Here is a 24,124-nt window from a genome sequence, read left to right as displayed (position 1 = left end):
TCCTACCCCGTTTACAGAAGACGACACTTCAATACACTCAAGCGACAGAGCCCAACAATAAAACAGTGTACATTTAATCCATAAGATTCACACACTAAATGGATAGTACTCATGTATAAATCTTTTATCCTGATTATGGCGCTTACTTCTACGCTTACAGCTTGCGCCTACAACCAAAAACCTGTCGTCGACATGACCAATGTCGACCCTAGTACATATGAACAAGACTTTCTTTACTGCCAAGGCTATGCAGAAAATGTCGACAAATCAGAGGCAGCGAAATCTGAAGCCACTAATGGGGCAGTTACAGGCGCATTGATCGGCGCAGCTGCTGGTGCGCTAGAAGACGGATTAGGTGGAGTGGCTGTCGGTGCTGCTGCCGGCGGTGCTGTAGGAGCTGGAGCTGGTGCTTTGAGTGGAACAAATGATTCAACCAAAACTCAATCTCTCGTATTGCGTAAATGCCTCCAGCACAAAGGCTATACCGTCTACGATCTTGATTAAATAAGCACTTTTCTTAAATTATCGCGCGATGGATTCTATTCACAAATGTTTCACGCTGTAACGATTAATCTCGTTACCTCTCTGGGATATGTGTTCCATCCCAATGCTTAAATAGTAAGGTCATATTTTGAAGCCAGGTAAAACAGGTATACGCCGTGTCATGGATGCGACCGGCTATTCATTTCAAGGATTGAAAGCCGCATGGACACACGAAGCCGCTTTTAGACAAGAATTGATTCTCGCCTTGGTGCTTTCCGTCTGTGCTTTTTTCCTTCCTGTCACCACATACGAAAGAGTGCTGATGATCAGTAGCCTGTTCTTGGTATTGATCGTCGAACTCATTAATTCCGCCGTAGAAGCGGTTGTCGACCGTGTTAGCGATGACTGGCACGAGCTCAGTGGTAGAGCCAAAGATATTGGCTCAGCAGCAGTATTTGTTGCGTTAACTCTTGCCCTTTTTATTTGGGCTTCGTTCTTGCTCTAATTTTTATTCAAGACACTCATTATGAAGACACATGATTTACAACAGAGAGGTATCTCTTACGTTACCTTTACTTTCCTGTTGGCGCTGTATTTCGCTCTCGTCGTAAATATCCCTATTTATAAAGAACTGATCGGCATCTTTACACACTTAGATAATGTCAAGATTGGATTTATTATCACAATACCAATTTTCTTTCTTGCCGCGCTCAATTTCCTTTTTAATTTATTTAGTTGGCCTTGGATCGGCAAGCCGTTCTTTATAATTTTAATCATTGTTTCAAGTATGGTGAGCTACGCAAGCTATAACTATGGCACACTTTTCGATTCTGGAATGATTGCCAATATTGTTGAAACCGATTCGAGCGAGGCGAGTTCTTACCTGAGTGCTCACTCTGTAATTTGGACGCTGATTATGGGAGTTATCCCAGCGATAATTGTCTTTAAGGTCAAGCTGCAATCTCAACGTCACCAATTACTGTACTTCTCTGTTACCAAATTAGTATCGATGCTGTCGTCGCTAGCTGTCATCGCCGTCATTGCCAGCGTGTACTATCAAGACTACGCATCTGTAGGGCGCAACAATAGCCACCTAAAAAAAATCATCATACCCACCCAGTTCGTTTACAGCGCGACCGGGTATGTGAAGGAGAAATATTTCACCACGCCAGAGCCATATCGAGAAATCGGCACAGATGCAAAGCAGTCAGATAGCGCCGTACAGCAAGCACAGCACAAACCAACACTACTGGTTTTTGTCGTAGGAGAAACCGCTAGAACGCAGAACTACCAACTCAATGGCTATACACGAGAGACAAACCCTTATACTAGTAAATTGGATGTTATCTCATTTCAAGACGTCGCATCTTGTGGCACCGCGACTGCTGTATCTGTGCCTTGTATGTTTTCACAGCTCACGCGAAACGAGTTTGAACGCACCAAAGCGGATAACCAGGACAATGCTCTCGATATAATGCTGCGCGCTGGGGTTGACCTCATTTGGAAAGAAAATGACGGTGGGGATAAAGAAGTAGCCCACAAGATCAAGAAGATTGAAGTGGATCGAAAGCAAGTAAGCCCTATGTGTAATGGCCAAACTTGTTACGACATGGCGCTATTAGATCATTTTGATCAGGAAGTCGCGGATATGCACGGTAACCGAGTGGTCGCCATGCACCTTATAGGAAGCCACGGTCCGACCTACTTTCAGCGTTACCCAAGAGACAACGCCTTCTTTAAACCAGACTGTCCACGTGCAGATATCGAAAACTGTAGCATCGAACAAATAGTGAACACATATGACAATACAATACGCTACACCGATCTTGTATTGGCAGAAACCATCAAAAAACTTAAAGCGTTAGAGTCTGAGTATAATACCGCGCTAATTTACATATCGGATCACGGTGAGTCACTAGGCGAAAACGGATTGTTCTTACATGGTATGCCTTATGGCCTTGCACCAGATTTCCAAAAACGTGTTCCTTTGATTATGTGGCTGTCTTCGGGCTTTAAACAAGCGAAGCAGATCAATACCGACTGTTTGTATAAACAAGCACAGAATGCAGGCCAATACTCACATGATAACGTGTTCCACTCTTTATTAGGCATTATGGATGTACAAACTCAAGCCTACGATAGCAAGTTAGATATATTCAAAGCCTGCCGAGCCGTTTCCTAAATCATTCAATAAAGCCTGGCTCAAAGTGTGAATCAGGCTTTTTCTAACAAGGTATTTAAACTCATCGCCGCGCCAAGCGTTATACTGACAGTCCGCGATCCATACATCGAGATAAGGACTAGGATGAAAATTGGTATTATTGGTCTAGGGGATATCGCTCAGAAAGCATACCTTCCTGTTATCACTCAGCTTCCAAATATCGAACTTGTATTTTGTACCCGCAACCCAAACACACTTGAGAGCCTGGCTAAGCAGTATCGAATCTCAGAGATCTGCCAAGACTACCAGCAACTTCTGCACTTTGGCGTCGATGCCGTCATGATTCATGCGGCAACAAGCGTACACCCTCAAATAGCGGCATTTTTTCTGCAGCATGGAATTCCAACCTTTGTCGACAAACCATTAGCGAATAGTGCTGATGACGTGGAAAAGCTGTACGACATTGCCGAAAAAGAGAGACAGCCACTCTATGTGGGCTTTAACCGTCGTCACATTCCACTTTACAACCAACATATGCCACAAGTGCAGCAAGGCAACATATCTGACTTAAAGTCGCTACGCTGGGAAAAGAACCGTCACCAACTACCGGGGGATGTTCGTACCTTTATATTTGATGATTTTATTCACCCATTAGACAGCGTTAACGTCACAGCCAAAGCCGATCTAAAAGATGCTTATGTAACTCATCAACTTGAAGGCGGTCAGTTGGCGCGTTTAGATATTCAGTGGCAACATGGAGATACTTTGCTCCACGCCTCGATGAATCGCCACTTCGGTATCACTACAGAGCGCGTTCAAGCTTGTTATGCAAACAAGGCAGTTGAGTTCGACTCCTTCGTTGAAGGCAAACTATGGCAAGCTAACCAAGAGCAAAAAATCAATTTGAAAGACTGGACGCCAATGCTGACGAGTAAAGGTTTCCATTCGATGTTGCTCGATTGGTTTGGCGTCGTTGAGTCTGGAAATATTGCTGATGAAGTAGTAACACGCAACATTGCTAGCCATCGATTGGCAGAGCAAATTTGTCAATATCTCGAGAAAGTTGTCTCTAGATAATGCGATTCTTGGCTATATGCTTGATTGAGTATTACGCTCTATACTAAAAAGACTTGCCTTAAGGAAGGCATTCATTCTCTGTTAAGACTACGGCGATTATTCTATCAATCAGGTGAATGAGGGCACAAAAGCACACATCGACAAAACAGACGGTTTAGATTTGTTTTACACTGCTCTCAGGTATCTGAATCATCACATTCAAGAATAAAGGAAATAGAATGAGAACACTTGGTAACATCATTTGGTTTGTATTTGGTGGCGTATTTATGGGGTTGCTATGGTGGTTTTTTGGTATTTTGGCCTTTATTAGCATCATCGGAATACCTTGGGGGCGTGCGTGTATCGTTATGGGTAATTTTTCCTTTTTCCCATTCGGTAAAGAGGCCATCTCACGCGATGAATTGACCAATGAAATGGACATTGGCACGAGTCCGCTCGGCGTTATTGGTAACGTCCTTTGGTTTGTATTTGCAGGCCTTTGGTTAGCTATCGGTCACGTACTTTCTGCCGCAGCATGCTTTGTCACCATAATCGGCATTCCGTTTGCGCTCCAACACCTCAAGCTAGCGGTTATTTCACTCGCACCAATTGGTAAAACGGTTGTATCGTCAGAAGAAGCTGCAATGGCTCGATACAACATCAATCGTTAGCAAAAAGCTAATGCGCTTTCTATCCTCTGGGCAGTCATGCTCAGAGGGTAACGCCCGTCAAAAGTAAGCCTATAATCGCTATCGCATATTCAATAATGGCTGATTGTATATTCATACCGTCACCTTTACGTTGAAGTTTATCCTAGCTCAGCACTGCTTTACTTTTATAATTAATTAATACGCCCAATCGAGTTCAAGATGCTAGACTCATAGCGTCGTCACTGACTCAAACTCCAAGAACGACGTAACGAAAAAGCGAGCTATCCTATGCTCGAAATATGGATTCTTTCCCCCTCGAAGTAGAGTTCAACAACAAAAAGACGAACTATAATCATAGCCAAAATTAATGCTTTTCGACCTAAAATATCTCACATCAATCAAAGAAAGCTTCTAAGATTTTCTCTTTTTGAGTAAATATAGACAGTTACAGTAGCGAAATTCTTCTCGGTAAAACTCCCCACTCAATCTCATGATCAGTTTTTTTAAAAAACAACAAAAATTCGTTGTTATCTAGAGTAATTATTTTATTTGTCGCAGAGCAATTCCATCAATATCATTTGCGACATCGGAGTGCTAGAGCATTGAACTTTTTAGCATTTATCACAGGTATAGAACGTAAAAAACCTTTTATTACTTATTTTTCTTTTTACATATGTTCTAACTCAACGTCTATTCAGACAGGAATATACCGTGGATAAATATCAAGCAGCTTATGCTAAGCGTCTAGAGAAACTAAATGGGGATCCATCTCCTAAAACGATAGCCCGCCTTTCGGCTTGGGATGCGTTTTTTAACAAGGAGTACGAGCTCCAAGACTTGGAATACCAGCTATCGGACGCTGCGCACCAGCACTATGAACAGTCGCATGCGAAGAGCGACATTAGCTTCAAAGAATTCAAACGAGCGTTCTATAATGAATCCATCAAAATTTACAATTTAACTGATGGCGCTTCTATCCAGAAAGTATTCACCCCATTACTTTTGCTTACAACGCTCTGGATAGTGTTTGTATGCCTATTTAACAAGTGATCATCAAACTATTCCAACAACGATCAGTATGGGACTACAGGTATGGCTCTATGTAAGGGGGCTAATTCGCTCGGTCTCCTTCACTAAATTAGCGACTCAATTACCCGCAATTCCATAAGCTAAAAGTGACAAGGGCATCCGCTGATGCCCTTTTTATTCAAAGGAACGCAACCAATAGACCTTTGGCCCACTTGGGTATAAAACCATTATGCGTTAAGCTGCACGCTATTATCCGATTGATAAAGAGTGGAGCGAAGTGATGGAAAAAGTAGGCTCTCGAGCATTGATTGTCGAAGGTGGAGCCATGCGAGGCGTATTTTCATGCGGCATACTCGATCATTTTCTTGCTAGCGAGTTCTCTCCATTTGATAGCTTTTGGGGAGTGTCTGCGGGTGCTAGCAACTTGGCTGCCTACTTAGCTAAAATGCCCGGACGTAACTTAAAAATCTACCTCGATTACAGCTTAAGAAAAGAATTTATCTCTCCATCTCAACTTCTACGTGGTGGTGATATGATGAACTTAGACTGGATGTGGAATGTCACCCTCGAAGAACTTGGAATCGATAAATCTGCGCTCAAAGCTGATTCACGACCTTTCTTTTTAGGCGTGACGCGTCAAGACAATGGGCAAGCGGAGTACCACCTTCCTGATGTCGACGACTTGGCAGAAATAATGAAAGCCAGCAGCGCACTGCCTGTACTTTACCGAAATGGCGTATCACTGAACGGAATTCAATACGTTGATGGTGGCGTCTCAGACGCACTTCCTGTTGCAGAAGCAATAAAGCGAGGAGCCAAAAAGATTATGGTTTTACGCAGTCAGCCCGCAAGCTATCAAAAGCCAAGAGGAAAATTCAGCGCCCTAACTAGGAGGATGTTGAAAGAAACGCCCGGATTAATTGAACCTATGTTGACACGTGAAGTTCGCTACAATCAGACCTTAGCGCTGATCAACAACCCACCACCTGGTATCGAAATCATTCAAGTGTGTCCTCCTGAAACATTCAAGTTGAAACGGCTGAGTCGATCGCCAGCACCACTGCGTCATGCTTATGAGTTAGGAATTGAAGCAGGAAAGGAAGCCATCATACGCTGGAGTCAGAAGTAGAAAAAAGCCACGTGGATTAAACGTGGCTAACGCAAATTCGATGGCAGTGGATTATCGTATTTGCTTCTGGTCGAGCCCAATATTCAGGCTCAAAACTGTTTTAATTTGCTCGCTAACTGAAAAAGCGAGTAGGCAGTCAAAACTAGTAAGTTTCAAATAACCCAGAGTTGTAGTCTTGGATAGCTTGTTCTATCTCTTCCATGCTATTCATGACAAAAGGGCCATAATGCACCACGGGTTCATTAATTGGCTCACCAATAAAGATCAGTGCACCACTCTCTTTTTCGGCCTGCAATTCAGCCCATTCACCTTTCGATAAAATGGCCATTTCGCCTTGATTGATCTCACGACCTTTTAATTGAATACGACCTTTATAGACATAGAGCATCATGTTGTTGTCTTGCTCCGTGTTCAAATTCAAAGCTTGACCACCCATCGCTCTCCAATCGGCTACCGTGGCAGCAACACCTGTCTCTGTTAGCGGCCCCTGAATTCGTTCGTTGTTTATAGTCATATGACCCGCAATCAAACGTACAACCCCCGTATTCGGAGTATCAAACTCAGTGATCGTTTCAGGTTGAAAGTCATGATATTGAGCTGGCTGCAGCTTATTTTTCGCGGGCTGGTTAATCCAAATTTGGAAACCATGCAATTCGCCTTCCTTCATAATAGGCATTTCGCTATGGATGACGCCTCTTCCTGCCGCCATCCACTGTGCACCACCGGAACGAAGCTCACCAACATTATCCATATGATCACGATGCTGGAAATGACCTTTCAACATATAAGTAAGCGTCTCGATACCGCGGTGCGGATGCGGAGGGAAACCGCCGATATAGTCAGCACGGTCTTCTGATTTGAGTTCATCCATCATCAAAAATGGAGAAAAGCTAGCATGATTGAAACCCGCTACTCGGCGAATTTTCACTCCATCACCATCAGCAGTAGGTTGCGCAGGAATAAGCTGACGAATTTCTCTGAATGTACTCATACTAGTTCTCCTAGTTTATCTTTGTGACCGCTTGCAAATCGCATGTTCAATCTATGGCTATCTATAAGGTTCTATTTTAGGTTGATGAGCTAAAATTATGAGCCATACTATTCGTTCTACTTATTCAACTTTTTCGAACAATACAGTTTATCGAGTTAATAATGAGCACATTTAATTTATCTAAAATAAATGTAGCTATTTTCTAAACAAGGTGTATAGTGTGCCTTGGCTCTTAGAAGAGAGCTGTTAATGCAACATTTAGTTTAAGTTTCCTCTCAGTAAAATCTTGAATTCCCAATTCAGACACCTGCGTACAACTTCCTCTTGATTGAACATTCAATAGCTTAGAAAAGATCCACAAAACAAATCATAATTTTAATGTTTAATTCAAAGGTATTTTTATGTCTAAAGTAACTGGTTCAGTAAAATGGTTTAACGAAACTAAAGGCTTCGGTTTTCTATCTCAAGACAACGGCGGCCAAGATGTATTCGTACACTTTAACGCTATCGTTTCTGACGGTTTCAAAACACTGACTGAAGGTCAGAAAGTAAGCTTCAATGTAGAGCAAGGTAAAAAAGGTCCTCAAGCGACTGAAGTAACTCCTCTATAATACTGCTTTTCTTGGTGTAGCATGCCCATGCTGCACCAAACCTCTCTCCTTCAAAAATATTCTTTCATCAATCACTCAGCCTAATTTTAGGCATTGCTTTGTGCTATCTAAAATAAACTGAATAGTACTGCTTAATTTATTATTTATAGGAAAAATCATGTCCTCAAAAAGAACTGGCCGTCAAAGGCATTGGTATCAATTACTTAACAAAGAGAAAATCACTAAAAAACAGGAGAATAAATGTTAGAAATTGAATTTAATTTAGAACAACCTCAAACCTCTTGGAACGCTAAAATACATCAATTAAATGGTGATATTTTACGAAGACACGTATTACCGAAACTTCTTTCTCATAGCTTCATGATCGATTTTGAATATTGTGAGAAAACGCAATCTGGAACTATTCTCTGTGATTCAGGTTCAAAGTTAGGAAGTTTTACTGTTAACTGATTCAGTTTTCATGCATTAATGGATAATGCAACTAATTTGGAAGGTATCCAATGGCTAGAAAAAGTAAGAAGCAGTCAGAAAAAGACAAAAAAGAGTCTGAACAAAACGCGGCGGCGGTAAAGCAGAAAACTCGACGCCGCATAGAAGACATTATGGAACAAAGAGAATTTGATAAGTTATTCGATCTATAAATGCTCTCTAGTGCTTTCTCTGCCTTTATCGTTGTGCAAGGTACCGCCACCTACCTTTGCTCAAACGAATCTCCACTCTTTTAGACTACTCTTCTAATTACACGTGCCTCTCACACACGCAAAAACAACTGGCTCCTCTATACTCAAGTGACTTGCAAATAGTCGTTTCGCTCACAGGAAAACCCGTGACTAATGACAGTTAGGTTATTTGCGTATAGCCAAAGCGATATTTTTGCGTATAATCCCTCTCGTTTGCTTCGTATAACCCCAATGATATGGTTTGGGGGTCTCTACCAGTTCCCGCAAAGTGCTGATTACGAAGAGTTGAGATCATCGTGGGTCTTACTCTTTGTGATAGCGTTCGATTTATTTCTATCTATACCTATTCTTAGAGTAACTGCATCCACAATACACATAAGGTGGAATATGAACGCATTTATTCAAGGTCTTCCAAAAGTAGAGCTGCACTTACATATCGAAGGTTCACTTGAGCCGGAACTCTTATTCAAATTAGCAAAACGAAACGGCATCGAGATCCCTTACTCTTCTCCGAGTGAACTACGCAGCGCATATCAGTTCACAGACTTACAATCATTTCTCGACCTCTATTACCAAGGAGCGGGAGTTCTGCGTACTGAGCAAGATTTTTACGATCTCACTTGGGAATACTTACTGCACTGTAAAGAAGACAACGTTATTCATACCGAAATCTTTTTTGACCCTCAAACACACACAGAACGCGGCATAGACTTTGACACTGTTATCAATGGAATCGCTCGTGCGCTAAAAGATGGTCATGAAAAACTTGGCATTACCTCGCAAATTATTGCGTGTTTTCTCCGTCACCTTTCAGAAGAGAGCGCCATAGAGACCCTACAGGCTATTCTGAAACACCGTGATAAGATCATTGGTGTTGGACTAGATTCTTCAGAACAAGGTCATCCGCCAGCTAAATTCAAGCGCGTATTTAAACAAGCAGTAGAAGAAGGCTTACTTACCGTTGCTCACGCAGGAGAAGAAGGCCCCGCACAAAATATTAGCGATGCCATTGAAATGCTTTACGTGAGCCGCGTGGATCACGGTGTTCGCTGTGTTGATGATGAAGCATTAGTTGAATCCTTAATCGAAAGCCAAATGCCACTGACAGTGTGTCCGTTATCGAATCTTAAGCTATGTGTATTCGACGATATGAAAGATCACAATATTGTGGATTTGCTACGAAAAGGTGTCGCAGTAACGATTAACTCAGACGATCCTGTGTACTTTGGTGGCTACATGACGGACAACTTTTTGGCCGTCAACAACGCACATCCAATGAGTAAGAGTGAACTTGCCCAATTTACAATGAACGCGATTGTTGCCAGCTTTATCGATAACGAGTTAAAGGCGAAATATCGTCACCTTGTTAGCCAATACGTAAACCAGCACGAAGCGTTGCAATAAAGGCATAGTGCCACGCCTTAGGTCAAACGCGTAGGTATTAAAACCCTACAAAGACTCTGTGGTTAACCGCATTTATAAACGCTAGACTGAGAAAGCTAAACTAGCACACAAAAAGGAATAGAATCATGATTCAACAAGGCCAAGCTCTACCAGTTGCAACTCTTAGTGAGTTGACTGCCGATGGTATGGTTAACCACGACGTTACAGAACTGTTTGCGAACAAGAAAGTCGTACTCTTTGCTGTACCTGGCGCATTCACCCCTACCTGTTCAGAAGCTCATCTACCAGGCTATGTGGTATTAGCTGATGAGCTAAAGGCAAAAGGTGTTGATTTAATTGCTTGCGTTTCTGTAAACGATGCATTTGTGATGCAAGCGTGGGGCGAAGCTCAAAACGCTTCTGAGATTCTGATGTTGGGTGATGGCGACGCTAGCTTTACTAAAGCATTAGGTCTTGAAATGGATACAGGCGGCTTTGGTGGTATTCGCTCACAACGTTACGCAATGATCATTGAAAACGGCACAGTGACTAAGCTAAACGTTGAAGAGCCAAAAGAGTTTGAAGCAAGCAAAGCAGAAACGATTTTAGCGGCGCTTTAAACTAAAAATAACTGTCGCCCCACAAACCTGTGGGGCGTTCATCTTTTAAAGCTTTTCTCACTATCTTCTTCGAATCCACATTATCAGTAACATAGCGAACAAGTAAACTTTCTCAGTGGTTCCTCCACTACCGCTTTCATCATTACAACCAAATTCCGTTTCTTCTCCCCCAATATTTATCTGACTCGGATTATTACATTGGCTAGTGTCAGATACTTCCTCTTCATCACTTGGGCTATCGCTATCTTCGTCTTCTTGAGCTTCATCATCAGAGCTTAATAAAAAATCAGGCTTGGTCACTATATCCTCTGGAGGTTCTGTAGACGTAGTAAATGAGTCGATCCAATCTCTAAAGTGAGAAACATTGGTATACCAAGTAGGCAGAGTGATTGAACTACAAACCGTATTTATTATCGGGCTAGCACTAATAATTCCAACTTGATAAAAGCTATTATCATCAATGCTATATCTTAACAATGGGCCTCCTGTATCCCCCCCACATGCTCCATTTCCATAAATGTTGTCCCCTCTCGTAATGCTCTTCGTAGGCAATGAACATAACTTTGTGGGATCAACCGGGGATTCAATGTAGATAGGTAGATCTTCCGCAGACTCTAAACGGTTGTAGCAAAGAGAAACTGGGTAATAAGAGACATCAGTTTCTCTAAATTTTGTATTACTTTCACCTATATCTGGGTCGTTATCTCCTCCACTACCCCACCCTGCGACCTTGAGGTTCGGCTCTGGCTCTCCAGAGTCCCAATCACTCTCAGGATTTACCAAATCTAACAGCATCTGATCACTATCAGAGTTACCCAATAATAAGGAATTGGCCATTTCATCTGGAAAATCCCTCTCTACGTATAACAATGCTAAGTCATTTTGATAAGCGGTCGATTCCACTACCGCCAAACCGGACTCGTCAGTGGTTACTGAGTTAATAGGATAATAATCGGGATGAATAACGACATGGGTAACTTTATATATATCTGGTAGCTCAACTCTTTCCAAGTCAGACTTCCCTACAGTCACCGATATTTCTTTTGGTTTTGCTACATCGAAATTGGTGAAGACATCTTTGTTTTCGTTACCGTCCTCATAACTTGCATCCGAAGCAACTAGGCAATGTGCAGCTGTCAGCACCCAGCGACTGCTGATTATAGTGCCGCCACAAGAGTGGTCTTCGGCGAAAATACTAGCCCTTACTGATGCCATAAAGGAATAGTGAGTTTCGTACTCATCTTGAGTTGGTACGGTATAATTGTCTTCAACAACAATTGCATACGCTGGTATACAAGTGATCAATAAGCTGATTAAAAATCTCCATCTGTTCAACATACTACCCCCCTCCCCCTAAGTTTATTGAAACAGAGATAAATGCATGCTGAGCTTCAATTGCACTCACATGCATAGATAAGTGTTCTTAGAGAGTGTAGGTGCTCATTCAACTATTGACTTAATTTCTACCTAAAGTTGAAAAATATGTGATTGCATTCCAATAAATAAGACCCTTAAACGAGGCCCCCTACTTAATTAGATCCTGTTGCAGGGGGCCTAGAGAAGAGCTAAAGGGCTAACGCATTCTCACAACACTCGTTTGTTGCTTACGCTGCATTTCCGCAAAAGTCAGCACAAACGGGGATGACTGCTTTACACGGCTTGGTAATGAAGAAAGCGCATTGTAGGCATCCTGTTTCGTTTTAAAATCACCAACAGTTACCGTATACCAACGCGTGCCTCGGCTGTTTTTCCAGTTAACCCAAACCGGATGCTTAGGATCGATATAGCGAATATAATCTTTCACATCTTTTTCTTGCTTTAGCGCGAGTACCTGCATCGTGTAATGGTTTGGGTTTAAATAACCATATGCATCCTGAGAGGTCATGACTCCAACACATTGGCCGCTATCGACCTCCTGCTGGTAAGGCATAGCGCAGCCCATGAGCGATAAAATCAATGTCAAAGATAAAATCTTGTGCACGTGTCACTCCATTCTTGTTCTAGTTTCTTTTCTCTCGCACCCAAAAACACAAAACGCTCTTGGTCAGGTAAAACACACCCTTACAAGAAGGCCTGCGTTTTAACGCAACGAGTATTCCAAAAACGTAAGGCGACCACGTTGGCCGCCTTAGTAAATTGATTTAATAGAACATTAACAAGATAGAGTGATATAGACAGAAGTTCGCTACTATTTAGAACCAGCTAGCGACCAATTGCTTAAACCAGTCTAAAATTCGCTTGAATAAACTGCCTTCCTCCACTGACTCCAATGCAACTAGCTCGGCTTCATTTACGACCTTACCTTCGACTTTGTAAAGCACTTTACCAACCACTTGTTGCTCAGAAATTGGCGCAACTAAATCACCGTTGTATTCAACTTCCGCTTGCAGATTTTTTACATCTCCTTTTGGCAAAGTGAGATAAACATCGTTAGCTACGCCGACAGTAAGCTCGTCTTTTTCGCCCATCCAAACTCGAGCTTTCGCAAGTTCCGCACCCGCCTCAGTCGGCATTACCGTATCGTAAAAGCGGAAGCCATAACTCAACAGCTGCTTGCTTTCTGATTCACGAACATTCTCGCTCTTCGCTCCCATCACTACGGCAATCAAACGCATATCACCTTGTGTTGCAGAAGTCGCTAGACTATAACCAGCACCGCTTGTATAACCAGTTTTCATGCCATCGACATTCATACTACGATCACGAAGCAAGCCATTACGGTTGTATTGAGTGATGCCATTGTAAGTAAACGAGGTTTCGCTATACAGCGGATAGATATCAGGTAAGTCACGAATAATCGCTTGGCCCAACTTGGCAATATCATAAGGTGTCGAATATAAACCGTCACTGTCTAGGCCGTGAGGATTGGTGAATGCCGTGTTAGACAATTCAAGCTTGGCGGCCCAACTATTCATCAAACTCACAAACCCTGATTCACTTCCCGCAACATGCTCAGCAATAGCAACACTGGCATCGTTACCAGATTGAACAATCAGACCACGGTATAAGTCAGACAAAGAAACGGAAGTATTGACTTCAATAAACATTTTTGAAGAATCTGGGAAGTTTTTTGCCCAAGCATTTCGGCTGATGACAACCTCATCATTCAACGTAATATTGCCTGTATTAATTTCTTGACCAGCTACATAAGCAGTCATCAACTTCGTTAAACTCGCGGGGTTTAAACGTTTGTGGGCATCACGTTCAACCAGTACTTTCCCCGTATGGAAGTCCATCAAAACATAACCACGAGAACTGAGTTCCGGCGCATTTGGCACAACTGAAGGCGCAGCATAAGCCAACGAGGATACAGCAGCGAACCCTGTAATTAACACTGTGTGTAATATAGTACTTTTTCTCATCATGACATCTTATCTTAGTCGCATTTAAGGCTTACAAACGGTACCCGAATGAATTCAAAGCGCGGGATTACCTAGTTAAAAAACGAGTATATTGAAACGGCGCTCAGTTACAGCCACCTTGTTACGATTGGTTACTTTTACTCAATGTTTGTCGAAAATAATGAGAGGTAGGTAGAGCTTTCGTCTTGAAGAATGAAACAGGAGCGAAAATAATTCCGTAACGCTATGTTTTTTGAGAGGAGAGAAAAAGCGCGCAAGTCAATTCAGGGAGTAAGTTGGTATAGGAAAAGTAGTTGAGCTTTTATCCATATCTAAATAGGAAACAACAAAAACAATCAACAATAAGCCCAGCTAATTACTTACCAAGAAAACATACTGAAAACGCATCATAAAATCGCAATTAATTATCGATAAATTTAAAAACCTCAGATTATAATTTATGTAAATTTCATTTATTATTAAATCGGAGAAAAATACAGCTTTCCTTTTTTAAAACTAAGAGACGATTTTTTCGATGTTTTTAGGTTTATCTCATCAGAGAACTTGGTATAACAGTGAGGGATAAGGCATCCGGACTTAGCGCGAAAGGATAACCCACTGTTATTTAAGTTCACACGCTGCTTTTTAATGACTAGAGACTTTAAACTGCGGTTACCTTGGGTTTGTGTAGCTATTCTTTGACGTATCCCAACCCAATACGACTCAAACGACGACATCATACATATCCTCTTTCATGATATAAGCATTAATAATTAAACATCGCTAAAAGCTAAGCTTGTCTTAAATAAAAGTACTAGAAATTAATTTTATTTCTTCAAAACAAATCAACCCGCATATTCCACATAAATTTAGTGGTTATGTCAAATATTAATTATCATTAATTTTATTTATAATGGATATAAAATCGGTTTATAATTTTTAAATAATTTAATTATTAGAAAGCAGTATAACCAGTCCATATTTAACATGGAAATATGAGCTTTGTTTTGCATCATAACATATAAACACATTAAAGATTCATCTACGAACTAAATGCTCTTCAATAGGTGATATAAATTAGAATTTCGAGACTAAATGAGAGTAAATTACCACCTTCTAAAGAAGGTGGCTTTGTGTGAGCCCCCTAAAAGGGGGCCTTTGTTTAGTCCAGCGCCAATTGCTGCTGCTCTACTCGCTCTTGCTTCTCTTGATGTCTTACATATCGGCGTATTATTTCTTCATTGATTCCAACACTATCGACAAAATAGCCTCTTTGCCAAAAGTGATTACCCCAAAGCCTGTTCTTCCTAAGGTGAGGAAACTTGCTAAATAGCTTTAAGGCTATTTTGCCTTTCAATACCCCCATCAACTTGGATATCGAAAGCTTTGGTGGGACCTTTACAACTAAATGTACGTGGTCAACTTGTACGTTTAGCTCTACGACTTCACATCCAAGTTGATTACAGTAAACATAAATACATCGATAAACTTCTTTACCTATATTGTTCTTCAAGATCCTAAATCGATACTTTGGCGTCCACACTATATGGTATTGACAACGCCAAAATACGTGGGAAGCTTGATTGTATCTACTCATGTTATTTGTCCTCTTTGACTTCTGGAAAAATCAAAGACGCATTTAGCATGAGTAGTTTTACAGGCAAAGCCGAAACGGATGATAACCACCTACTGAAGTAGGTGGTTTAGGGCTGAAAATAAAAATAGCGCACCGTATATGGTGCGCTATAGATTTGATTAAGGTCACTGTATAAGCATAGATAAAACTAAACTCATTTGACGTAGCTAGGCCAAGATTGCTTATGGTTTAAGTTTCAATACTTTATCAATATCTTCTGCGCTGTGGCGCTCAGGTAACTGCTCCCATTCTTCACCCCATGAACGGTTCACAATTCGACCACGTTTTACCGCTTCACGCTCATCAATTACTTTTGCCCAACGCACAACGTTTTTGTAGCTTTCTACGTCTAAGAATTCAGCCGCATCGTAAGCACGACCCAACACAAGGTTGCCGTACCATGGCCATGTTGCGATATCAGCGATGCTGTACTCATCGCCACCTAGGAATTCATTGTTCGCAAGACGCTTGTCTAATACATCTAACTGACGTTTTGCTTCCATTGTAAAGCGGTTGATTGGGTACTCGAACTTCTCTGGTGCGTACGCATAGAAGTGACCAAAACCACCGCCTAGATATGGCGCAGAACCTTGCAGCCAGAATAACCAGTTCATTACCTCAGCACGCTTAGCGCCTTCTTTTGGTAAGAAATGATCAAACTTCTCTGCTAGATAAAACAAGATGTTGCCAGATTCAAACACGTTCACTGGCTCAGAACCCGAACGGTCAACCAATGCCGGAATTTTTGAGTTTGGGTTAACAGCCACAAAGCCAGAGCCAAACTGGTCGCCATCGCCAATCTTAATCAGGTATGCATCGTATTCTGCTGCCGTTACGCCAGCCGCCAAAAGCTCTTCAAACATGATCGTCACTTTCTGACCATTTGGGGTACCCATTGAGTAAAGTTGGAATGGGTGCTCACCAACTGGAAGCTCTTGCTCATGACGTGCGCCAGAATCCGGACGGTTGATGCTCGCCCACTGACCGCCGTTTTCATTATCGTTTGTCCAAACTTTTGGTGGAATGTATTCGTTAGCCATTGTTTTCCCTTATTGTGTTTGAATGCATCTTCAAACTGACGGGTCTTACGCGCCAGCAAGCATTATTAACATCACCTCTTCGCCAACTGCGATTAGGCATACTCAAGATATTAGGTCGAATTCGCCAAATAAAAGTCCTGCAATCTCTTTTAGTTAGAACCTTTGGTTATGGGATTTTCTTTCACGCTATAAGTAAAAACGTCGCGATAATGTGAACTAGGTTCGAGATGCCAACGATGAGTAAGCTACACTCGGCGGCGCACCTCTATTTGGGGATTTAGAACAACCGCTAAACTTCAAAGTCACCAAGAGTGAAGTTGTTTTGGATACTTTAGTTCAAACGACCTACGTGCGTGAAAGATAATCTACCTAGGTATTTTGAACAAAAAACGCCCTTCATGGAGATATGAAGGGCGTTTTTGATGCCTACTGAGGAGCTGTTATATCAAAAGGCTCGTATATCAAAAGGCACTCCGCTTGATATGACCAATTATAAAGATGACTCAAACAAGCCTGTAATACCTTTCAAAGGGAAAAGCCTTGCTTGCTCCAACCCTCTCAACGTTACCGTATTCAGGTCATCAATAAAGAAACGACTGGTCATCGTGTGTTTGCCACCATTAATGAAAATCTCGATGACAGAATTGTCGATATATATATCAATCGTCTGCTTAGCGTCCAATCTTGGTGCTTTTCGAATGCTACCAAATTCTTCTGCGTACAAATGAGACATGTGACGACGGTCCAGCATAAACTCGTGCTTTGTCGCACTAAAGACGATGTTGTCACCTTTGAGGTTACTCAGCTCAAGTTCAAAGCCATCGCCCACAAGGTCTAATTGGATCAAACAACTGGTGCTTTCCAGTGTATGGGATTGTGCAAAGATCACCTCTTCTTTTCTTAAACTTTTCAGCTCAGGGAGCGGAGTTTGAACAAGAAAACCATCTGTCAACGCTAGTTCTCTAGGAAGAGACAACATTCCTGCCCACTGGTGTGTGACCGATGGTGTGTCGATTTCTGGCAACCCTATCCACGCAATAAGAATGCGACGCCCATTCTCATCTAAATAGGTTTGTGGGGCGTAGAAATCAAACCCATAATCTGGCTGCAAAATATCTTGGTGGTTTTCTAAAGTCATCGACTCTAGGTTCAACTGATCACCCACGATATATGCGACAGAATAGATGTTTTTAAAATCATAAGGATTACTACTGCTCACGCCCTGTGGAGAAAACAGCATCACCGATTGACCATTAATCTCAAAGAAATCAGGACACTCCCACATGTACCCAAGGTCAGAAAACTTGGTCTTGATAGAACCTTTATGCTGCCACGTTTTCAAATCTTTGCTTTGATAGAGCGCCATTGAACCATGCTCAGTTTTGGTTTGAGCACCCACCACCATCAAATAGTCGTCGCCTTTCTTCCAAACTTTTGGATCACGAAAGTGCTCCGTGTAATGTTCGTTCTCAATGACCACACCGTGCTTTTCAATGTTGCCGTCTGAATCCATGGTGGCAAAACACTGTGTTGGGATTCGATTCCAGTTTTGGTCACGCTTGTTGCCAGTAAAAAACAGCAAAGCCTTGTTGTTTTCCACCAAAGCGCCGCCCGAATAGACACCATGTGAATCGTAGTCTTGGTCGGGATGAAGACCCACGCCATGATCAGTAAAATGGATGAAGTCTTTAGTAGAAAGGTGATACCAATACTTCATTCCATGAACTGGTCCCACAGGCGTCCACTGGTAAAAGATGTGGTGCTCACCATTGAAATAGCACAACCCATTTGGGTCATTTAACAGCCCAAATCTAGGGGCGATATGAAAACTAGGAAAGCCTTTATCTTGCTGACGTAAAAGTGTCATTTCTTCGATATCACACTGAGGGATTTGCTCAAGTCGGCGATATCTTTGCTCTACAGTCCAACGGTTGTTTAAGCTCATAATTTTTCTCAACTGAAATTGGATCTGAAGATCATTGCCCAATAAACTGCAGCAATTCTGTCTGGGTTGGAAGCGCGGTCATTGCGCCTTTTTGCGTCGTCGCTAATGCACCACAGCCATTTGCCCATTGAATCGCAGAGCTAACAACAGGATGATTTTTCCAATCGTCATGCTGAGACAGACATGCCAGTAGCCCTCCGACAAAAGCATCACCCGCACCTGTGGTATCAATCGGACTAACGACTTGACCTGCGATCAGTTCACTCTGACTTTCAAAGACGCGCCAAACACCTTTCGCACCTTGTGTCACCAAGACCAAAGCAATATTCAAAGCGGCTATTTGTTGTAAACCTTGTGCCATCGATGTTGAGTCAGTTAAAAACAAAAGCTCTTCTTCAGAGAACTTAACCACATCAGCCATCGCTACAGCCTTCATCACGACAGCTTGGATTTCTGATTGATCTTGCCACACTTCATCACGCAAGTTAGGGTCAAAGCTAATGAAACCACCAGCGGCTTTTGCTCTTTTAATCGCCTCAAATGTGCTGCTTCTACTTGGCTCATTTGCCAGTGAAATCGAGCAAACATGCAGCCAGTCACCTTGCTTAAAGTTTGGGATATCTTCAACAGACATAAACTGATCAGCGCTCGGTTTTACCATAAACGTAAAGCTGCGCTCACCTTGATCGTCTAAATCCACCACCACTGTTGATGTTCTTTGCTCAGGATCTTTAACGAGAAACTCCGTGCACACGCCCTCTTGATCCAGAGTTGATTTCATAAAGCGACCAAATGGGTCATCACCCACACGTCCAAAAAACGCACTCTTACCAGATAGACGAGCAATTGCTACGGCGACATTCGCTGGTGCACCACCGGGACATTTGAGTAAAGAAGTCTCAGATTCCGGTATTAGATCGACAACAGCATCACCAGTTACCCACACTTGATTCATCTTGCTTACCTTAAAATTAAAGCCCTGATAGCCCAACGTGTTGAACACCTTCACTACCAAGTAAAAATTGAAAAAGGCTAGCCAAGCCATTAGTGCTTGGCTAGCACCCCAAACATTTAGGAAAAGAAGTGGATTTTGGGGGACTCCACCCTTAAGGAGTTCAGATTAAGCCGCTGCTTTTTTACCGACTTTAGTGCGGTCACGCATACCAAGAACAATGGTGAGAACAAATGCGGTCAAGAACGCGATTACCATACCCGCGATGTAGTAACCAATCTTATCCGGCGTGATGGAAATGATGCCTGGAAGACCAGCTGCCCCCAATGCCTGAGCTTTCACATTAAACATTGTGATGAACGCACTTGATAACGCCGCAGCGCAAACTGCCGCAATAAATGGGTAACGTAGTTTTAAGTTAACACCAAACATGGCTGGTTCTGTAATACCCAGCAAACCCGTGACACCCGATGGAATCGCAATACCTTTCATCTTCTTATCTTTACTCATCACGCCCACCGCCAACGCTGCTGCGCCTTGAGAAACGTTAGACATCGCCGCAATAGGAAAGATAAAGGTGCCGCCTGTCGTCGCAATATCCGCAAGAAGTTGCGTTTCAATCGCAATGAAGCTGTGATGCATACCGGTAATAACAAACGGAGCATAGATAAGACCAAATACCGCACCACCAACAAAGCCAGCTGTGTTGTATAGCCAGTTCAGACCATCACCCAATAGGAAACCGATATCACGCGTGAATGGACCAACGACAGTAAACGTCAATAAACCCGTGATGAAAATCGCAAGTAGCGGCGTTAAAAGGTTATCTAAAACAGAAGGAATGACCTTGCGCAGACCTAACTCAACCTTCGCAAGAATGAATGCCGATACCAAAACCGGTAACACCGAACCTTGGTAGCCCACTTTTTGAATTTCAAAGCCAAGAATATTCCAAACCGGAATGTTGCCAGATACCGCAGCCCCCCCGAAGCCCCACCCGTTAAGTAATTCTGGGTGAACCATCAACATACCTAGCGCCGCCCCTAAATATGGGTTACCGCCAAACTTCTTACTGGCTGAAAATGCCAGCAGAATAGGCAGGTAAACAAACGGAGCATTCGCAAACGTGTTGATCATGTTCGCCAAGTCTGTCAGTCCTGGGTTGGCATCAATCAAAGATTTGCCATCAATAAACAAGCCTTGGGCAGTCAATAGGTTATAGATACCCATCAACAAACCGCCAGCGACGATTGCGGGAATGATTGGAACGAAAATATCAGACAGCCCTTTCACCGCGCGCTGAACGATGTTTTGTTTCTCTGCGCCAGCAGACGCAACGTCGTTGGTGGACATTTCACTCATTCCCGTCAACTTCGCCATTTCTGCATAAACTTGGTTTACGATGCCTGATCCAAAAATGATTTGGTACTGACCCGCAACTTTGAACTGCCCTTTTACCCCTTCAAGGCTATCAATCGCTTGTTCATCTATTTTTTGCTCATCTGCAACGGCAAGGCGTAAGCGTGTCGCACAATGTGCAAGTGCGGTGATGTTGCTTTTACCACCTAATAGAGTTAACAACTCTTTTGCTACTGCCGGATAATTCATTTCATACCCCATTGGATTATTATCTGAGCTTGCGAAATTTTCGGGAACGTTTGCAAAACAGATTTTTGCTCAATAAGACCAAATGATCAAAGATAAAGCAGAGAGAATGTGAGAATGATCGTCAAATTCTCTCCCTAAGAGCAGTATAGGAGGTTAGAATCGCTACTTATCAAAGAGCTTTTCATCTTCTCTTTGCAAACAATCCCAAAAACGAAAAACAGAATGGATAGGAACAATGGCGAGTCTGCATGATGTCGCCCGTCTGGCTGGCGTATCAAAATCAACAGTGTCACGGGTTATAAACGATGAGTATGGCGTAAAAGAAGCGACAAAACAGAAGGTCCGCCAAGCAGTAGCGGAGTGTGGCTATGTGCCGAACCAAGTAGCTAAAGATCTAAAATCTCAAAAGACCAATCTGGTTGGTGTCATTGTTCCTCGGGTTTCCTCTCATGCCACATCCCAAGGTGTCGATGGATTAACCGATGTCCTTGAAAAAGCTGGGAAACATGTCTTACTTGCTAGCACTCACCAAGCCCACGAAAAAGAACTGGAATACATTCAGATCTTTAACCAAAAACGGGTTGAAGGGATCATTCTTTACGCCACCCACCTCGATTCCAAGCTGGTAAAAGCAATTCAAAACTCAGCCGTCCCAGTTGTGCTCGTCGGTCAAGATGGTTCCATGTTTAATATTCCAAGCATCATTCATGATGACGCACGAGTAGGGTTTGAAGCGGGAAATAGACTGGTTGCAAAAGGTTGCCAAACCATGGGTTTTATTGGTGTGCAAGGTGACGATATCGCGGTAGATAAGCAACGCTCTGAAGGATTTGTTCAAGCGCTACAACACCATGGTTTTGAGCTCGCCTTCCATGCTCGTGGTGACTTTACAATCGATTCTGGCTATTCATTGGCAAAACAACACTTAACAAAGAACCCTAAGCTAGATGGCTTGTTCTGTGCGACAGACCGTATTGCTATCGGTGCGATGAGAGCGATTCAAGAGCTCGGGTTAACACCGGGTAAAGACGTTTTAGTGCTAGGAGTTGGTGATGATGAGCTCGCATCAGTGTGCACCCCAACCTTATCAACATTTAACTATGCATTTGATAAAGCAGGGGAAAATGGTGCGAAACTATTACTAGATAGAATTGCCAACAGAAGTTTTGAAATGAGTAAGATGGTACTAACCTTCAAAACAATTGAGCGTCAGTCCTGTTAATGAAAAAGCGCCAACTGAAATCAGTTGGCGCTTTTCTTATTACTCTTTTTACTCTTTGTCGGTTAAAGCCCTTTAGAACCAAGTTTCCATTTGCAGTGCAAACAGAACTTCACCGCCATCACCCATCGTTGCAGCACCCGCATCCTGGCTAATCGAGTAGCCATTCAAGTCTTCGCTCCAATCAACGTAGCTAACTGCAAAACGTAGCTCCGGACGGTCAAAGAAACCTGCTGCGGTAGACATCTTAAGCGTTGGTGCAATTGTCGCTTTATAAAAACTGCCACTTGCTTTATCAATCGCATTGTCTAGGTCCATGTATTGGTATGAGCCTTCATAAACCATCTCAAAGTTTTGTGTAAACTCTTGCGCTAAGCGGATGTTGAACGATGCCCAAGTAAATTCATCATTTTTAGCAAAGCGATCTTGGCTATGTTCTGCTAGCAACGCAGGTGCTACACGCCAGTTGTCGCCGATGCGTGTTACACCATAACTGAACAAACGTACGGCTTTTGCGTCTTCTAGCAAATCACCGTTTGAACCAATGCCTTTAAGTTCTGCACCCAGTCCATCACCCATCAAAATACCAGTTTTAGAGAAGCCTTCACTCATGCCAAAGAAGTTATCGCCATGGTAAGCAAACATCGCATGTAAACCTTTGTCTGCTGCACCTTCTACGCGATCATTGTTATCAGCAGACGTCATGCCGCTCAGCATCAATTGCCAATTACCAAAACGGTTGTTCATTGTCGCGATATAGTTTTCAACATCAGTTGACGAGCTATCAATCTCACCAAAATCACGACCATAGATCGAGAAGTTTGCTTTCCATGAATCGTTCATTTGGACGTCATACACGCCAGCACCAGTACCAGATAGGAAAACGATATCCGAGTCAAAGAAGTGAATGTCAAAGTTATCACGGTCAAATCGTTTACCTGCCCAAAACGTTGCGTCAGCAAACGCACTTGATTCAGAGAACATGCTCAACTTGTTTAGCTCAGCATATACCTGACGAACGTTTAATTGACTCTCACTCGCTGTCCATTCGTTATTGGTTTCCGTACTATCTGCCAACATGATTCGGAACAATGCGCTGGAACCATCATCTGCAAAGCGTTTGTGAATAAGGTTTGCTTCCACATAATGATCATCCTCAACCCCTAATCGTCCAATTGGCGCGCCAATAGCACCAGCTGCCGTCATGTAAGGACCAGTACCCACTGCACCATTCAGATCATCATTAATGAGCAGCCCGGAACGAGCGTAGCCATGAAACTCAAAGCTTGAGGCTTTCTCATTTGCTTCTGTGGATACTTTTTCTGTCTGTTCAAGTCTCTGTTCTAATTCATTAATTCGCTTTTCAAGAGCGTCAACATCTGTTGTTGCGAATGCAGGTGCTGTAACCAGCCCAAGCGCTACTGCCATCGTCAAAGTGTGTAGTTTCATTTCCATAGTCTCACGTAAATTTATACTTAGGTTATTTGCAAACGTTCCCAAGTAAAATTGCAAACTTATGGTGACTTTAAATACCTATCTAAAGTCTGAATTTCAGAGCGCTCAGACTCAGAGCGTCTCTACCACTTGTGT

Annotated in this window: 23 protein-coding genes, 1 pseudogene and 1 riboswitch; of the genes and pseudogenes, 14 read left to right on the top strand and 10 right to left on the bottom strand. The window is 42.6% G+C overall.

Going from position 1 to position 24,124, the window contains the following annotated elements; translation table 11 throughout:
• The first annotated feature begins 111 nt into the window (after positions 1–111).
• The 7 genes from UQW94_RS07575 to UQW94_RS07545 all read left to right on the top strand — a co-directional run bounded on the left by UQW94_RS07575 (position 112) and on the right by UQW94_RS07545 (position 6,508).
• Positions 112–504 carry a glycine zipper family protein gene (locus tag UQW94_RS07575; RefSeq protein ID WP_248486491.1) on the top strand — a complete coding sequence of 131 codons (393 nt, stop codon included), beginning with the start codon at positions 112–114 and terminating at the stop codon, positions 502–504.
• A 127-nt stretch (positions 505–631) separates the two neighbouring features.
• A complete protein-coding gene (locus tag UQW94_RS07570; RefSeq protein WP_017635149.1) occupies positions 632–988 on the top strand; it encodes a diacylglycerol kinase in 357 nt (118 codons plus the stop codon).
• A 21-nt stretch (positions 989–1,009) separates the two neighbouring features.
• Positions 1,010–2,665 carry a phosphoethanolamine transferase gene (locus UQW94_RS07565; protein WP_239939187.1) on the top strand — a complete coding sequence of 552 codons (1,656 nt, stop codon included), beginning with the start codon at positions 1,010–1,012 and terminating at the stop codon, positions 2,663–2,665.
• A 123-nt stretch (positions 2,666–2,788) separates the two neighbouring features.
• Positions 2,789–3,721: a Gfo/Idh/MocA family protein gene (locus UQW94_RS07560; RefSeq protein ID WP_115386524.1), complete on the top strand. Its 933-nt coding sequence runs from the start codon at positions 2,789–2,791 to the stop codon at positions 3,719–3,721.
• A 218-nt stretch (positions 3,722–3,939) separates the two neighbouring features.
• Entirely contained in the window at positions 3,940–4,371 is a 432-nt protein-coding gene (locus UQW94_RS07555; RefSeq protein ID WP_005373685.1) for a YccF domain-containing protein, read from the top strand.
• Between the two features lie 690 nt (positions 4,372–5,061).
• The gene (locus UQW94_RS07550; protein ID WP_017635147.1) at positions 5,062–5,400 is read left to right on the top strand and encodes a hypothetical protein; all 339 of its coding nucleotides are present in this window, start codon (positions 5,062–5,064) and stop codon (positions 5,398–5,400) included.
• Between the two features lie 259 nt (positions 5,401–5,659).
• Positions 5,660–6,508: a patatin family protein gene (locus UQW94_RS07545; RefSeq protein WP_322142157.1), complete on the top strand. Its 849-nt coding sequence runs from the start codon at positions 5,660–5,662 to the stop codon at positions 6,506–6,508.
• A 142-nt stretch (positions 6,509–6,650) separates the two neighbouring features.
• Here UQW94_RS07545 and UQW94_RS07540 read toward each other — a convergent pair whose 3' ends face one another.
• Entirely contained in the window at positions 6,651–7,499 is an 849-nt protein-coding gene (locus tag UQW94_RS07540; RefSeq protein ID WP_137282785.1) for a pirin family protein, read from the bottom strand.
• Positions 7,500–7,900: 401 nt separating this feature from the next.
• Between UQW94_RS07540 and UQW94_RS07535 the strand changes: the two genes are divergently transcribed.
• The 5 genes from UQW94_RS07535 to UQW94_RS07515 all read left to right on the top strand — a co-directional run bounded on the left by UQW94_RS07535 (position 7,901) and on the right by UQW94_RS07515 (position 10,793).
• Positions 7,901–8,110 carry a cold-shock protein gene (locus UQW94_RS07535; RefSeq protein WP_005373691.1) on the top strand — a complete coding sequence of 70 codons (210 nt, stop codon included), beginning with the start codon at positions 7,901–7,903 and terminating at the stop codon, positions 8,108–8,110.
• Positions 8,111–8,350: 240 nt separating this feature from the next.
• Positions 8,351–8,560: a hypothetical protein gene (locus UQW94_RS07530; RefSeq protein WP_005373692.1), complete on the top strand. Its 210-nt coding sequence runs from the start codon at positions 8,351–8,353 to the stop codon at positions 8,558–8,560.
• Positions 8,561–8,610: 50 nt separating this feature from the next.
• Positions 8,611–8,751 carry a PA3496 family putative envelope integrity protein gene (locus tag UQW94_RS07525; protein WP_017633782.1) on the top strand — a complete coding sequence of 47 codons (141 nt, stop codon included), beginning with the start codon at positions 8,611–8,613 and terminating at the stop codon, positions 8,749–8,751.
• Between the two features lie 237 nt (positions 8,752–8,988).
• Positions 8,989–9,088: riboswitch (purine riboswitch) on the top strand.
• A gap of 89 nt (positions 9,089–9,177) precedes the next feature.
• A complete protein-coding gene (locus UQW94_RS07520) occupies positions 9,178–10,194 on the top strand; it encodes an adenosine deaminase (protein ID WP_322142156.1) in 1,017 nt (338 codons plus the stop codon).
• Between the two features lie 125 nt (positions 10,195–10,319).
• The gene (locus tag UQW94_RS07515; protein ID WP_005373699.1) at positions 10,320–10,793 is read left to right on the top strand and encodes a peroxiredoxin; all 474 of its coding nucleotides are present in this window, start codon (positions 10,320–10,322) and stop codon (positions 10,791–10,793) included.
• 60 nt (positions 10,794–10,853) lie between these two features.
• Here the strand turns inward: UQW94_RS07515 and UQW94_RS07510 are convergent, their stop codons facing one another.
• The 5 genes from UQW94_RS07510 to yghU all read right to left on the bottom strand — a co-directional run bounded on the left by UQW94_RS07510 (position 10,854) and on the right by yghU (position 16,810).
• A complete protein-coding gene (locus UQW94_RS07510) occupies positions 10,854–12,131 on the bottom strand; it encodes a S1 family peptidase (RefSeq protein WP_151515744.1) in 1,278 nt (425 codons plus the stop codon).
• A gap of 235 nt (positions 12,132–12,366) precedes the next feature.
• Complete coding sequence (locus tag UQW94_RS07505) at positions 12,367–12,774, bottom strand: SPOR domain-containing protein (RefSeq protein WP_005373701.1); 408 nt, start codon at positions 12,772–12,774, stop codon at positions 12,367–12,369.
• 211 nt (positions 12,775–12,985) lie between these two features.
• Positions 12,986–14,155, bottom strand: coding sequence for a D-alanyl-D-alanine carboxypeptidase family protein (locus UQW94_RS07500; RefSeq protein WP_053304564.1), 1,170 nt, complete (start codon positions 14,153–14,155; stop codon positions 12,986–12,988).
• Between the two features lie 1,141 nt (positions 14,156–15,296).
• Positions 15,297–15,731: an IS200/IS605 family transposase gene (gene tnpA, locus UQW94_RS07495; protein WP_017633711.1), complete on the bottom strand. Its 435-nt coding sequence runs from the start codon at positions 15,729–15,731 to the stop codon at positions 15,297–15,299.
• A 221-nt stretch (positions 15,732–15,952) separates the two neighbouring features.
• Positions 15,953–16,810 (bottom strand): glutathione-dependent disulfide-bond oxidoreductase, encoded by an 858-nt coding sequence (yghU, locus tag UQW94_RS07490; RefSeq protein ID WP_005373705.1) that lies wholly within the window; start codon positions 16,808–16,810, stop codon positions 15,953–15,955.
• 253 nt (positions 16,811–17,063) lie between these two features.
• On the opposite strand from yghU, the pseudogene UQW94_RS07485 reads away from it, so the two are divergent.
• A pseudogene (locus UQW94_RS07485) lies at positions 17,064–17,174 on the top strand (dihydrofolate reductase); the annotation flags it as partial.
• Positions 17,175–17,300: 126 nt separating this feature from the next.
• Here UQW94_RS07485 and UQW94_RS07480 read toward each other — a convergent pair.
• The 3 genes from UQW94_RS07480 to UQW94_RS07470 form a co-directional block, all read right to left on the bottom strand.
• Complete coding sequence (locus UQW94_RS07480; RefSeq protein ID WP_322142155.1) at positions 17,301–18,755, bottom strand: sucrose-6-phosphate hydrolase; 1,455 nt, start codon at positions 18,753–18,755, stop codon at positions 17,301–17,303.
• A 31-nt stretch (positions 18,756–18,786) separates the two neighbouring features.
• The gene (locus UQW94_RS07475; protein ID WP_152163562.1) at positions 18,787–19,710 is read right to left on the bottom strand and encodes an aminoimidazole riboside kinase; all 924 of its coding nucleotides are present in this window, start codon (positions 19,708–19,710) and stop codon (positions 18,787–18,789) included.
• 165 nt (positions 19,711–19,875) lie between these two features.
• Positions 19,876–21,315: a sucrose-specific PTS transporter subunit IIBC gene (locus tag UQW94_RS07470; RefSeq protein WP_322142154.1), complete on the bottom strand. Its 1,440-nt coding sequence runs from the start codon at positions 21,313–21,315 to the stop codon at positions 19,876–19,878.
• Positions 21,316–21,550: 235 nt separating this feature from the next.
• Between UQW94_RS07470 and UQW94_RS07465 the strand changes: the two genes are divergently transcribed.
• A complete protein-coding gene (locus UQW94_RS07465) occupies positions 21,551–22,537 on the top strand; it encodes a LacI family DNA-binding transcriptional regulator (RefSeq protein WP_009698245.1) in 987 nt (328 codons plus the stop codon).
• Between the two features lie 72 nt (positions 22,538–22,609).
• Here the strand turns inward: UQW94_RS07465 and UQW94_RS07460 are convergent, their stop codons facing one another.
• Positions 22,610–23,983 (bottom strand): carbohydrate porin, encoded by a 1,374-nt coding sequence (locus UQW94_RS07460; RefSeq protein WP_009698246.1) that lies wholly within the window; start codon positions 23,981–23,983, stop codon positions 22,610–22,612.
• Positions 23,984–24,124: the final 141 nt, after the last annotated feature.

Source organism: Vibrio sp. PBL-C16 (assembly GCF_034321865.1).
GTDB lineage: Bacteria > Pseudomonadota > Gammaproteobacteria > Enterobacterales > Vibrionaceae > Vibrio > Vibrio alginolyticus.
This window is presented reverse-complemented; position numbering and strand designations above follow the sequence as displayed.

What these genes read in the sequence shown, in the direction of transcription:
- UQW94_RS07575 (WP_248486491.1), top strand. Translation starts at nt 112, where the DNA reads ATGTATAAATCTTTTATCCTGATTATGGCGCTTACTTCTACGCTTACA.
- UQW94_RS07565 (WP_239939187.1), top strand. Translation starts at nt 1,010, where the DNA reads ATGAAGACACATGATTTACAACAGAGAGGTATCTCTTACGTTACCTTT.
- UQW94_RS07560 (WP_115386524.1), top strand. Translation starts at nt 2,789, where the DNA reads ATGAAAATTGGTATTATTGGTCTAGGGGATATCGCTCAGAAAGCATAC.
- UQW94_RS07555 (WP_005373685.1), top strand. Translation starts at nt 3,940, where the DNA reads ATGAGAACACTTGGTAACATCATTTGGTTTGTATTTGGTGGCGTATTT.
- UQW94_RS07545 (WP_322142157.1), top strand. Translation starts at nt 5,660, where the DNA reads ATGGAAAAAGTAGGCTCTCGAGCATTGATTGTCGAAGGTGGAGCCATG.
- UQW94_RS07540 (WP_137282785.1), bottom strand. Translation starts at nt 7,499, where the DNA reads ATGAGTACATTCAGAGAAATTCGTCAGCTTATTCCTGCGCAACCTACT.
- UQW94_RS07535 (WP_005373691.1), top strand. Translation starts at nt 7,901, where the DNA reads ATGTCTAAAGTAACTGGTTCAGTAAAATGGTTTAACGAAACTAAAGGC.
- UQW94_RS07530 (WP_005373692.1), top strand. Translation starts at nt 8,351, where the DNA reads ATGTTAGAAATTGAATTTAATTTAGAACAACCTCAAACCTCTTGGAAC.
- UQW94_RS07525 (WP_017633782.1), top strand. Translation starts at nt 8,611, where the DNA reads ATGGCTAGAAAAAGTAAGAAGCAGTCAGAAAAAGACAAAAAAGAGTCT.
- UQW94_RS07520 (WP_322142156.1), top strand. Translation starts at nt 9,178, where the DNA reads ATGAACGCATTTATTCAAGGTCTTCCAAAAGTAGAGCTGCACTTACAT.
- UQW94_RS07515 (WP_005373699.1), top strand. Translation starts at nt 10,320, where the DNA reads ATGATTCAACAAGGCCAAGCTCTACCAGTTGCAACTCTTAGTGAGTTG.
- UQW94_RS07510 (WP_151515744.1), bottom strand. Translation starts at nt 12,131, where the DNA reads ATGTTGAACAGATGGAGATTTTTAATCAGCTTATTGATCACTTGTATA.
- UQW94_RS07500 (WP_053304564.1), bottom strand. Translation starts at nt 14,155, where the DNA reads ATGAGAAAAAGTACTATATTACACACAGTGTTAATTACAGGGTTCGCT.
- tnpA (WP_017633711.1), bottom strand. Translation starts at nt 15,731, where the DNA reads ATGAGTAGATACAATCAAGCTTCCCACGTATTTTGGCGTTGTCAATAC.
- yghU (WP_005373705.1), bottom strand. Translation starts at nt 16,810, where the DNA reads ATGGCTAACGAATACATTCCACCAAAAGTTTGGACAAACGATAATGAA.
- UQW94_RS07480 (WP_322142155.1), bottom strand. Translation starts at nt 18,755, where the DNA reads ATGAGCTTAAACAACCGTTGGACTGTAGAGCAAAGATATCGCCGACTT.
- UQW94_RS07475 (WP_152163562.1), bottom strand. Translation starts at nt 19,710, where the DNA reads ATGAATCAAGTGTGGGTAACTGGTGATGCTGTTGTCGATCTAATACCG.
- UQW94_RS07470 (WP_322142154.1), bottom strand. Translation starts at nt 21,315, where the DNA reads ATGAATTATCCGGCAGTAGCAAAAGAGTTGTTAACTCTATTAGGTGGT.
- UQW94_RS07465 (WP_009698245.1), top strand. Translation starts at nt 21,551, where the DNA reads ATGGCGAGTCTGCATGATGTCGCCCGTCTGGCTGGCGTATCAAAATCA.
- UQW94_RS07460 (WP_009698246.1), bottom strand. Translation starts at nt 23,983, where the DNA reads ATGAAACTACACACTTTGACGATGGCAGTAGCGCTTGGGCTGGTTACA.